Raw genomic sequence first — 11,593 nt, 5'->3', positions numbered from 1 at the left:
CGGGGCCGCCCGCCGGGAGCGGGCGGAGGGTGCGCGGCACAGGGATGTGACGTCGTACCCGACCCGAAAGCCAGGCGCAATAAGCCGAGGGTACCGCGAAGCGGCGGTTTTCTTTGCCGGGAGCCGGGATTGTTAAGGGCGCGGCGGTGAGCGCCCTTGACACGTTCACCGCAGAGAAATGGACAGGAAGCTGAGGAGGAAAAGTGAACGGAACGGTTCCACTCTTTTTTCAAAGGGGGGGCTTTAAAGCAAAACAATGAATAAAAATTCATTGTTTTGCTTAACTAAGCAGCCCTGGCCTGCGCCGGGGCTTTTTTCGTTATACGCATTCCGTCAGGGAAAACGCCTGCAACCAGCGGATTTCGCTGTACAGTAGCTGCCCTTCTTCTTTGAGCAACCGCAGCGTGTGTCGTCCGTCCTGCCAGTAGGCCCCCTGATCGGCGGTCAATAGCTTCTCGCCAAGCTGCCATGCGCCGCTCAGCACAAACACCATGCCGCCGTGCGAGCCGAAGGTTGTAAACGTACGGTCAGCGACGCGCACCTTCGCTTCGCAGCGGTCACGGCGGGTCATGATGTTAAGATCCATCGACATCAGCCCTTCGGTGAGCTGCGCCCTGACCGGTTGCTCTCCGGCAAACCGGAACGGCTGGAAACGCTTTAGCGTGTGATGGAAGGCGTTACCGCCGTCGAGGGTCACTTCGCCGCCCTCCAGGAGAGTGATAACGCGGTCTATTCCCGGCGATACGGCGAACTCGCCGCTGCCGGCGATGGAGGCAATACTGGCGCGCCAGTTAAAATCACGGGTCGCAGGCGGAAAACAGCACAGCTCGCGCGTTTCGCCCGCGCCGTTTTTCCACAGACTGACCAGCATCTTGCGGATATCAAAGTAGTCCATCATCACTCCTGAAGGGTCGCCCCTGGCCGCCCGGTACCCCTGCGACCATTCTTGTTATTTTTTCGTCACCATCCTCGGTTATCGGCACGCCGACGCAGAGCCTTAGCACAACAGGCAAAAAGAGAGTCAAAGAAAAACCGCCGGCCCTGCCCACAGCGTAAACTGCGTATGGGCAAGACCGGCGGTCTTTAAGTCAGCGTGCTGATTTACTCAGCAGACGGCGCCATTTTACCTTCCGCCATCGGATGTTCTGTCAGACGCTTCTCAAAATTGGCATTAAACTGCTTTTTCTGTTCCGGGGTCAGGATGTTGTAAAGCTTGTTCTGTGTTTCCATGCGGGACAGCGCCATGGCTTTGTGCTGTGCTTCCATCTTATCGATAGCCGCTTCCGCTTTCGCCTTGTCGAAGGTGTCGCTGGCGATCAGGTCATGCATCTCGCGGCGTTCATCGGCGGACGGACGAGGCATGCTTTCACGCTGGCTTTTCATAATGTCACGGGCCTGCTGTTTCTGCGCATCCGTCAGGTTCAGGCCTTTAAACATCATGTCGTGCATCATGCCCGACTTACCTTTATGGTGCATCATTTGCGAGTTGTCTGCCGGTGCGGCGGCAGTTGTGTCCGCCGCATGCGCCAGATTAGCCGCGCCCAGAGCCAGAGTAGAAGCAACAATCAGAGCAGTCATCTTTTTCATCATACGTTCCTTACTTTCAGTTTTTATTACGGCGCATTGCCGTGTTGACGGGATTAACTTTACGAGGTTCTACGTCAATAAATCAGAGTAAGCGTAAAACAATTAAAGTACAAAAATGACTTTGTGACCAATTATGGAGAAAATAAGAATAAAGCATGAAGAGTTGCAATAATAGAAATACAACAAGCTGATCTGGAAGGATTTATGGAGGATCTTAAATCAGCGGCGGCGAATAATAAAGCGTTTACCCAGGAATAATCTGTAATGTCTCAAACCACACGGATATATTTTATTTTCGGAATGCAGCGGCAACCTGAATAGCACCGCCGCCTCCTGCTTAGCTTTCCCGCACCAGCATCAGCCCCGCCCGCAGGCCTGGCGCGACGTTCGGATTAGGGAAAAGCACATACTCCGTTTCATGCTCCACCACGTAGCGCGTCTCCCCCTCTTCCGCCAGCAGCGTACCGGCGTGAAACGGCGTGAAGTTCAAGGTGTCATTCGACATATGCAGCCGGAACTGGTCGTTGTGGCGGGTGATCTGCTGCGCCACGCGATAGCGCAGCGGAATGCGCCCTGTCGCCGCCTTGCCCTGCAAAAGCTGCACCAGCGCCTGCTGCGTGGTGGCAAACTGCGACAGGTCGTTCTGACCAAACGGCAGCGCTTTACCCAGCTCAAGCGTACAGGCGAGCGCCTGGTAATGCTCACAGCTGAAATGGGTGAACGTCCCGCCCGGGCTCTTGTGAAACACCAGCGCCTCAAGCCCCGCCGCCCCCAGCCAACCGAGGAAGGCATCCTCCCACGGCGCAGCGCGCGCAGGCATCACGCCAAAGCGCACGTGGTGCGAGCCGCGAATGGCGGTGTGCAGGTCAAGGTGCCAGCGCACGTCGTCCTGCGGCTGGTAAAACGCCGCCAGCGCATGCTCAAGCCGGGCGGCGCGCGACGTTTCCTGCGAGGGCACAAAATCATGCCAGCGTCCGCCGAACATCCGGTTCATGTCGCTGTGCAGATAGCGCTTATTCTCCGCCAGCGCCAGTGGGTTGCCGAGGATAACCAGCAGCCGCCAGCGCAACGGAATGTCGCCGTTAAACAGGCCCGTCAGCAGAGCGTCCAGCATCTCTACCGGCGCGGTTTCGTTGCCGTGTATACCCGCCGAGAGCACCAGCGCCCGGGAGGTGTTCGCCTGCGGCGTCAGCGCCAGTATCCCGGTATCCAGCCAGCGCCAGCGAAGGTGCGTCGTCTCGCCTTCTGTCTGTGCAGGCTTGACGCCCGAGAGCGTCAGCGCCAGAAAGTCCTCCATTACGGTCTCCTTATTGCTGGAACGGATAGATAGCGCCCAGGCCCAGGATCTGCGTCAGACGATCCAGCGCTTCGCGCCCTTCGCGCAGCAGCTGCGGGTCCGCCAGGTCGGCCTGCGTCAGACGGTCGCGGTAGTAGCGATCCACCCAGTCGTTAAGGGTGGCGAACAGCGTATCGTTCATCAGCACCGCCGGGTTCACCGCCTGCAGTTCCGCCTCATTCAGCACTACGCGCAGGCGCAGACAGGCCGGACCGCCGCCGTTGGACATGCTTTCTCGCAGGTCGAACACCTTCAGCTCGTTGATCGGGTTGTCCATCGCCAGCATATCGTTGAGATACGACCACACGCCCGCGTGCTCCTGCGACTCTTTCGGCAGCACCAGCAGCATGCTGCCGTCCGGTTTGCTGAGCAACTGGCTGTTGAACAGGTAAGTCGCCACCGCATCATCCACCGATACCCGGGACGTCGGCACCACCACCGGCGCAAAGCCCGGCACCCGCTCGCGCAGCTGCGCCAGCAGCGCATTCTGCTGGACAAACGCCTGCTCATGGCAGAACAGCGCCTGACGGTTGCTGACGGCGATCACGTCGTTATGGAAAACGCCCTGGTCGATCACCTCCGGGTTTTGCTGCGCAAAAATCACCTGCTGCGAATTGACCTGGTTCAGGCGTGCGACCGCATGGCTTGCCTCCAGCGTCTGGCGCGCCGGGTAGCGACGCGGCGCGTGCCCCCCGCCGTCTTCCCGACCGTAGACGAACAGCTGCAGGCCCGGCGCCCCATAATCGCCCCCCAGACGATTATGGTTTGCCGCGCCTTCGTCGCCGAACAGCGCCACCTGCGGCAGCGCGCCGTGAACGGCAAAGGCGTTTTCATCGCGGAAGATGGCCCGCAGGATAGCTTCCGTGGTGGGCGCTTCGCTGGCACGGTGGAACTTGTTATTCAGGTTCGCCACCGTCAGATGCACCCGGCCGTCCAACGCATCTGCCGACGGGCAGACGGTGGCGGCATTGGCGACCCACATCGACGACGCAGAGCTGGCGGCCGACAGCAGCTGCGGCGCCTGCGCCGCCGCACGCGCCACCACCTGCTCATCGCTGCCGCTAAAGCCAATCTGGCGCAGCAGCGCGACGTTCGGACGCTCCTGCGGCGGGATCACCGCCTGCTTAAAGCCCATGTCCGCCAGCGCCTTCATCTTCAGCAGCCCCTGCTTCGCCGCCAGCTGCGGGTTAGACACGCGGAAACGGTGTTTGGTCGAGGCTTCATTACCGAACGACAGCCCGGCGTAGTGGTGCGTCAACCCCGGTAAACCGTCAAAGTTCACTTCCCAGGCGTTCATGATGACACCTCATGGGAAAAATCCAGCCCCGGGTTCAGCGTGCCCGGCAGCGCCAGCGCGGCGGATTCAAGGCTCGCCATCGGCCAGGCGCAGTAGTCTGCGGCATACCAGGCACCCGGACGATGGTTGCCGGAGGCGCCCACACCGCCAAACGGCGCGGTGCTGGCGGCGCCGGTCAGCGGTTTGTTCCAGTTGACGATCCCGGCGCGCGCTTCCAGCAGCAGCTGGTCAAACTTGTCGCGATCAGGTGAAATCAGGCCGCAGGACAGGCCGTAGCGGGTGGCGTTAGCCAGCGCAATCGCCTCATCAAAGTCGTCATAGCGCCAGACGCACAGCAGCGGCCCAAAGACTTCTTCGTCGGCGACCGTGCTGACGCCCGTCAGTTCGACAATACCCGGTGACAATAGCGAGGTTCCAGGTTGCAGCAGGCGCGGCTCCAGCAGCGTCACGCCGCCGTTCGCCACATGCTGTCGCCAGGCGTTATGCACATGCTGCGCGGCTTGCGCCGAAATTAATCCGCCGATAAACGGCTGTTCCTGCGCATCCCAGCGGTTGGGAGTAATCCGGCGGCTGACCTCCACCAGACGGGCCAGAAACGCATCGCCCTTCTCGCCGCGTTTCACCAGCAGGCGGCGCGAACAGGTGCAGCGCTGCCCGGCGGTAATAAACGCCGACTGAATGGTGGTATGTACGGCGGCATCGATATCGTCCGGTTCGTCGACGATAAGCGCGTTATTGCCGCCCATTTCCAGCGCCAGCATCTTTTGCGGCTGACCGGCTAACTGGCGGTGCAACGAGAACCCGGTCGCCGAACTGCCGGTAAACAGTACGCCGTCGATATCCGCCTGCCCGCCCAACGCTTCGCCAGTTTCCCTGCCGCCTTGCAGCAGGTTGAACACACCCGGAGGCAGCCCGGCCTGCTCCCAGAGTTTCGCCATCGCCTCGCCGGTGGCGGGCGTCATTTCGCTCGGTTTAAACACCACCGTGTTTCCCGCCAGCAGCGCCGGAACGATATGCCCGTTCGGCAGATGACCGGGGAAGTTGTAGGGGCCAAATACCGCCAACACGCCGTGCGGGCGATGACGCAGCGTCGCGGCGCCGTCCGGCATTGGCGTGCTCTGCTCGCCCGTGCGGTTGTGGTACGACTTCACTGAAATCGCCACTTTGTTGATCATCGCGGTCACTTCCGTGGCGGATTCCCAGCGCGGTTTCCCGGTTTCGCGGGCGATGGTTTCCGTCAGTTGCTCTTTATGGGCTTCCAGCAGCGCCGCATAGCGTTCGGCCACCGCCTGACGGGCGGCGAAGGATTGCTTCGCCCAGGCCGGGAAGGCGGCGCGGGCGGCGCTGACCGCCTGCGCAACCTGCTCGAGATCGGCATCATTGCCGTGCCAGACGGCCTCATGCGTCACCGGGTTGCTTTTGTTGCGCGCCTGTCCGCGGCCTGTTACCCAGTCGCCGTTAATCCATAAGCTCATACTTTTTTCTCCTCCGGGCAAAGACGGACCAGCCGTACGCGGTCGCCTGCATGGCAATTCAGGGCATCAAGCTGCTGCGCGCTCAGCAGCAGTTTATCGGTGAGCGGGTCGGCCTGCACCAGCATCGCGCGGTAGTGTTGATACTGTTCGTTGGCGACCAGGCAGGTCGGCAGGTCACCCGGCGCGGGCTGGCCTTCCGCCACCTCCACCAGACGACTTTTCCGGATGGCGCGGATCCTGTCGATGTCACACTCAAGCGTCGGGCCGCCGTCGAAAATATCGACATAGTTACGGTAGCGGAACCCCTCTTTTTCCAGCACCGCGCGCGCTGGCGCGGTTTGCGGGTGCACCTGGCCGATGACCGCGCGCGCTTCTTCCGACAGAAAATCGGTGTAAATCGGGTGTTTGGGCATCAGTTCGGCGATAAACGCTTTCTGCCCGGTGCCGCACAGGTAGTCGGCGCGGGTAAACGGCATGGAGAAAAAGCGCTGACCAAGGCTTTCCCAGAACGGCGAGTAGCCGTGCTCATCAATCACGCCGCGCATTTCCGCCACCACCTTCTCATTAAAGCGGTCGCGGAAGGCGGCCATAAACATAAAGCGCGATTTCGACAGCAGATAACCGTTGCCCTCTTTGCGCCAGGCCGGGTCGAGAAACAGCGTGCACAGCTCGCTGCTGCCGGTGTGATCGTGGGTGAGGAACAGCGTCGGCAGCGCGTTGTAGACGTTCAGCTCTTTTGACGCGTGCACCATCGTGCCCACCCGGTAGTTGTACCAGGGGTCATTCAGCCCGACCGCCACTTCAATGGCGCAGATCCCCGCCACGCTGCCGCTGGCGGTATCCTCCAGCACAAACACATACCCCTGGTCGCCTTTTGGCAGCACGCCTTCCCAGGTCTGTATCGAGCGCTCAATACGCGCCGACAGCGTGGTTTCATCCGCAGGCAGCGAGGTCAGACCGCCGCCGGTTTTCCCTGCAAGTGCCATCAGGCCGGGCAAATCCTCGCGTCCGACCGGGCGGATCACCATCATGATGGCACCCCGGAGAGGAACTGTTCGCAGGCTTTCTCAAAGCGGTCAAGACCGGTCTTGACCTCTTCTTCGCTGATAATCAGCGCCGGGGCAAAGCGCACCACGTTGGCGCCCGCGATCAGCACCATCAGACCGTGTTCCGCCGCCAGCTGGCTTATCTGCTTCGCTTTACCGGCATACGCAGGTTTCAGCACGCAGCCGATCAGCAGCCCCATACCGCGCACTTCATCAAACAGCGGCAGGCGTGCGTTGATGGCGCTCAGGCGTTCGGTGAACCACTGGTGGCGCTGTTTGACGCCGTTCAGCACGTCATGGGTATTAATAATAGAGAACACCGCGCCCGCGACGGCAGACGCCAGCGGGTTGCCGCCGTAGGTGGTGCCGTGGGTGCCCACCACCATGACGCTGGCGAATTTTGCGGTGGTCAGCATGGCGCCGATCGGGAAGCCGCCGCCCAGCGCTTTCGCGGTGGAGAGCACATCCGGCGTCACGCCGTAGTGCATATAGGCATATAGCTCACCGGTACGGCCAACGCCGGTCTGCACTTCGTCAAAAATCAGCACCGCGTTGTGGCGGTCGCACAGTTCGCGCAGCGCCTTGAGGAACGCTGGCGTCGCCGGTACCACGCCGCCTTCGCCCTGCATCGGCTCGACGATGACCGCACAGGTATCGTCGTTGATCAATGCGCGCGCGGAGTCGATATCGTTGTACACCGCGTGCTGGATTTGCGGCGGCAGCGGCGCGAAATCCTGCGAGTAGGCAGGCTGGCCGCCCGCGCTGACGGTGAACAGCGTACGACCATGGAAGGCGTTCTTAAACGCCACGATACCGCTTTTATGGGCGCCGAACTTATCGTGGGCGTATTTACGCGCCAGCTTCAGCGCCGCTTCGTTCGCTTCCGCGCCGGAGTTACAAAAAAACACTTTCTCGGCGAAGGTGGCGTCAATCAGTTGCTTCGCCAGACGCAGCACCGGCTCGTTGGTGTAGCCGTTGCCGGTGTGCCAGAACTTGCCCGCCTGCTCGGTCAGGGCTTTAATCATCGCCGGGTGCGCATGGCCCAGCGCATTCACCGCGATACCGCCGGCAAAATCGATGTACTCTTTACCCTGCTGGTCCCACAGACGGGAGCCTTCGCCACGTACCGGAATAAACGCCGCCGGAGCGTAAACCGGCATCATCCAATCATCAAAATTTCCACGCGTTACTGACTGATTCATAGCAACCTCTTCCGGTAAACATAAAGTTATTGTTGTGTTAATAAAAATGAGTGTTTGTGCTGTAAATGTATATTGCAGACATCGTGCCAGCCAGCGACAAAAGTGCATAAACGCGGGGGTGAAACTTAATATCAATAACTTACGATTTAACGATATTCATATTTAATGCATATAAAGTGAATAAAAGGGGGGCGACCGGCCATTAGCAGCACTAATATCCGCAACGTTATGCATTAGTAAAACTTAATTTATGAAGTGTGATCGTCTGCGAGATTTATCGTAAATCGGCGCACCAAAAAGGAGCGGAATGCGCCAAAAAAGGGCATTTTACCGGGCGTTTGTCATGGGTAATGCCCTGCACTACGCTCAATCTGTGACCACTTCGAGGTAGCCCGATTCGGTATATCTGTGGATTAGTTGCGATGAGATTGTCGCGGTGCTTGCCAACGCTATAGCGACCGGAACGACCTACCGGCTGATGTTACAGGTGCGGCCGGTACACCCGACGGTGACGATTTTTTGCCTACGATAGTGGAGAGGTTGAGGGGATACGTTGGGAGGTATTATTTTGAGGCGAGTTGATTAGGGATGGCGGCTTTTGCCAGAACCGGACATTAATAACATCGCAGTGTGTTAATCAACAGGGAGCAGGTCACAATCGCAACTGAAGGGGACAACTACAGTACGTTTCCCTGCTCTGTGAACCATTCAAAAAATAAAAAGCACTCAGTAAGTATCATAAAAAATCTGTATTGGACAAAGATGATGTCACTTGCTTACATGTTACACATATGTAACTAATTATCTGGAAACCTACATGTTCTCCATCAAAACAGACGATCTCTCCCACCCAGCGGTGCAAGCGTTAGTGGCTTACCATATTTCCGGCATGCTAGAACAGTCCCCACCAGAAAGCGTCCATGCTTTGGGTGTGCAAAAATTACGTGACCCGGCAGTAACCTTTTGGTCGGTATGGGAAGGGGAGCAACTTGCTGGAATCGGTGCGCTGAAAATGCTGGATGATAAGCATGGCGAACTGAAATCAATGCGTACCGCGACGGAGTTTTTACGCCGCGGTGTAGCAAATCAGTTTTTACAATATATCGTGCAAGTTGCGCGTGCCAGAGGGGTGTTGCGCCTGAGTTTAGAAACCGGGACACAGCCAGGATTTGCTGCCTGCCATCAACTTTATGCCAAGCACGGTTTTGTTGACTGCGGGCCATTTGCGGGTTATTCGCTTGATCCAAACAGTCGTTTTATGACGTTGGTTTTATGCGAAAAGGATGTTGCATGACAATCTGAAAAAATTTGTCACGCAGACTATTGTGCAATTGAGGGGCGGAGTTTGGTCTGTTTACGAACCTCGTAGTTGCCATATTAGTACCATCTATTTTCAAGGGCCAACTCGTGAAGATTTGGAATATTAGGGCCGAATCTGACAGCGTTAAAGTCGAGCGGACCGTTAGCAAGTCGGAGCGGGATATTTCGGAGGCTCTTACGGACAAATGAAAAACATGATCACTTGTAAACTCAAGCGGGATTTCAACGTTAAAGCAATATCTTCTCCAGGAGAACCCCAGATGTTTACTCATATGCGTATTGCCAAACCCGTCACCAATCTCGAAAGGTCTTTTCTGATGTACAGTCAGGGGTGGGTCTGCAAAAAATTGCTGAATTCAACGATCATGACGGTTTCAATGGAATAATGTTAGGGCGGGGAGACTCAGACTGGCACATAGAATTCACCTTTTGCCATAACCATCCCGTTCAACCTTTGCACACGGAGGAGGATTTACTTGTTCTTTATTACTCGGATGAAAATGAATGGATGCATGCCTGCGAAAGAATGATCGACGCTGGTTTTAGAATGACAACGTCATTCAACCCTTACTGGGACGTGAACGGAAGGACATTTGTTGACCTCGACGGATATAGGGTGGTTATCCAAAACAAGGTGTGGACATAACCCCAATAAATATTGCAATGCTGCCACCGTCTTGCTGCAAGCTAAACATCCGCTCCTCGCTCTTACCGGACGAGCAGCCCCCACAAAAGTCCAAATCCGGCCTTGCCCCCTTCTTCCAACCGCAGTACCCTCACGCCGCACCTGCAAAATCAGGTGTCGGGATTAGCCTCCTGGATGTTACCCTTACTGGCGACACAATGGCGCGTCTGCGCCTTTTTTGTGTCGTGCGCACGGCTACACCTCAATGGTGGGCCGGGCGGGGGCGTCGCAAGACGCGCCGGTGTCCAGTAAGGCCGGTAAGGCTAACCCCGCCCAGTCCGCCACCCGTGAGATTAGCCTCTCCGGTGGCGGTTCAAAAAAACACTTACTGGAGACTGCCGCTATGGCTACATTTCTCGATCCTAACAACGATCTACTGACCATCCCCTTCAGCGCCACAACGGATTTTACCGACCTGGCCGATTGCTGCGACCGCTTTGCGGAAACCCTGATTGAATGCCGCGATCCGACGCAGAAAATGGCGCTGCTGGGCCGTATCAGCGCCTGTCTTGCCCTGCTCCGCCCGACGCTGGGCGAGCCTATCCCGTCGCACCTGATTGGCCGCTTTACCGTCAACGAACTGCCAGATGTGGCGCAGCGCTTTGAGCCTGATGCCGACGTGCTGTGCGACTACTGCCAGTCGCTGACGCAGTTGCTGTGCGGGCAGTCGCTGCCGCCGGAGGCCGAGCGCACGCTGACGGGCCTGCTGTGTGAACTGGTGTGGCTGTTTGCGGCGGATTTGAAAGCCCCGCGCTGGGTGACCACACACTAAAATAAATACGCCCCAGTTATCAGGCTGGGGCGGCGTCATTGCGGGTCCGGTTTACCTATTTCACCGTAGGCCGTTGGTTCCATGCATCTGTATACTGGATATTTCCATCCACACGGTCTGGACGTTAACCTCACTGCGCCCTTCCTGACTCTTTGCAGCTATTTTACAGTAGCCCCCTAAAATTGGTGGGATGATGAACCCACAAGTCCCCCCTCTCTGATTTACATGCCATAATGCCCTGATTCATTGGTGTGTATTGGTACTTTTTGGAAACTCACAAACGGACCTGGACATGACCAAAATCTTGATGCTGGTAGTAATGGTAGCAACCATTGCTGGTTGCGCTCCGCTTACCCCAAAAGATTGCCAGAAAAAGAGTGCCCTCGATTCGTGTTCTTATAACCGCTCAGGCAAAGTAACCGATACAGACATCTATGGGGAACAAGCATCAGGCATAAAAAAAGCACTAGATGCAGCACTTTCCGAGCCCCACGCCTGGAATGGTAAAAGATGTAATGTGCATCTGGATTTCAAAATGGATGGCACCTTGCAGAATTTCATCATTAAGCATGGAGACAAGGATTATTGTCGGGCACTAACTGAAGCCTCCAAACGCGCAAATTTTCCAGCATTTACTGATCAGCATGTTTACGACGTTATGGGTTCTGCCCGATGGGATATGCATGGACAACCATGAAAAAAATCTACTTTGGCTGTCAGGTTTGTGCCAGGAGCGGACGTTGCTGATCCTTAGGTGAAATTGTGAATCAAAGAAGATCGCATACCGCAAAACATCGATTGGCTACATATTCGCAGAAATGCAGCCATTCGGAGTTTTTTTCCTCTTGCAGAACTATCAGTACCTTACCTTAA

At 57.1% G+C, this 11,593-nt stretch carries 10 protein-coding genes and 2 pseudogenes; 5 read left to right on the top strand and 7 right to left on the bottom strand.

The features are described 5' to 3' along the window. Positions 1 to 319: 319 nt before the first annotated feature. The 7 genes from ves to JO226_RS10665 form a co-directional block, all read right to left on the bottom strand. Positions 320 to 895 carry an environmental stress-induced protein Ves gene (gene ves / locus JO226_RS10695; RefSeq protein WP_293567384.1) on the bottom strand — a complete coding sequence of 192 codons (576 nt, stop codon included), beginning with the start codon at positions 893 to 895 and terminating at the stop codon, positions 320 to 322. Positions 896 to 1,101: 206 nt separating this feature from the next. Next, positions 1,102 to 1,590, bottom strand: coding sequence for an ATP-independent periplasmic protein-refolding chaperone Spy (gene spy, locus JO226_RS10690; RefSeq protein ID WP_293567381.1), 489 nt, complete (start codon positions 1,588 to 1,590; stop codon positions 1,102 to 1,104). A 334-nt stretch (positions 1,591 to 1,924) separates the two neighbouring features. Beyond that, on the bottom strand, positions 1,925 to 2,884 hold the full coding sequence (astE, locus tag JO226_RS10685) for a succinylglutamate desuccinylase (RefSeq protein ID WP_293567378.1): 960 nt from the start codon (positions 2,882 to 2,884) through the stop codon (positions 1,925 to 1,927). 10 nt (positions 2,885 to 2,894) lie between these two features. Beyond that, a complete protein-coding gene (gene astB, locus JO226_RS10680) occupies positions 2,895 to 4,220 on the bottom strand; it encodes an N-succinylarginine dihydrolase (protein ID WP_293567375.1) in 1,326 nt (441 codons plus the stop codon). Continuing rightward, on the bottom strand, positions 4,217 to 5,695 hold the full coding sequence (gene astD, locus JO226_RS10675; RefSeq protein WP_293567373.1) for a succinylglutamate-semialdehyde dehydrogenase: 1,479 nt from the start codon (positions 5,693 to 5,695) through the stop codon (positions 4,217 to 4,219). Before astD ends, astB begins: the two co-directional genes overlap by 4 nt. Next, positions 5,692 to 6,726: an arginine N-succinyltransferase gene (gene astA, locus JO226_RS10670; protein WP_293567372.1), complete on the bottom strand. Its 1,035-nt coding sequence runs from the start codon at positions 6,724 to 6,726 to the stop codon at positions 5,692 to 5,694. Before astA ends, astD begins: the two co-directional genes overlap by 4 nt. Further along, a complete protein-coding gene (locus JO226_RS10665) occupies positions 6,723 to 7,943 on the bottom strand; it encodes an aspartate aminotransferase family protein (protein ID WP_293567369.1) in 1,221 nt (406 codons plus the stop codon). Before JO226_RS10665 ends, astA begins: the two co-directional genes overlap by 4 nt. 817 nt (positions 7,944 to 8,760) lie before the next feature. Between JO226_RS10665 and JO226_RS10660 the strand changes: the two genes are divergently transcribed. From JO226_RS10660 to JO226_RS10645, 5 genes and pseudogenes are all read left to right on the top strand, one after another. Then, on the top strand, positions 8,761 to 9,237 hold the full coding sequence (locus JO226_RS10660; RefSeq protein ID WP_293567366.1) for a GNAT family N-acetyltransferase: 477 nt from the start codon (positions 8,761 to 8,763) through the stop codon (positions 9,235 to 9,237). A gap of 286 nt (positions 9,238 to 9,523) precedes the next feature. Then, positions 9,524 to 9,909: pseudogene (locus JO226_RS10655) on the top strand (VOC family protein). 244 nt (positions 9,910 to 10,153) lie between these two features. Continuing rightward, positions 10,154 to 10,255, top strand: a pseudogene (locus JO226_RS23320) (host cell division inhibitor Icd-like protein); the annotation flags it as partial. Positions 10,256 to 10,291: 36 nt separating this feature from the next. Next, complete coding sequence (locus JO226_RS10650; RefSeq protein ID WP_293567363.1) at positions 10,292 to 10,720, top strand: hypothetical protein; 429 nt, start codon at positions 10,292 to 10,294, stop codon at positions 10,718 to 10,720. Positions 10,721 to 11,012: 292 nt separating this feature from the next. Further along, the gene (locus JO226_RS10645; RefSeq protein WP_293567361.1) at positions 11,013 to 11,417 is read left to right on the top strand and encodes a cell envelope integrity TolA C-terminal domain-containing protein; all 405 of its coding nucleotides are present in this window, start codon (positions 11,013 to 11,015) and stop codon (positions 11,415 to 11,417) included. The last annotated feature ends 176 nt before the right edge of the window (positions 11,418 to 11,593 follow it).

Source organism: Pluralibacter sp., assembly GCF_019237635.1.
Lineage (GTDB): Bacteria > Pseudomonadota > Gammaproteobacteria > Enterobacterales > Enterobacteriaceae > Enterobacter_B.
This window is presented reverse-complemented; position numbering and strand designations above follow the sequence as displayed.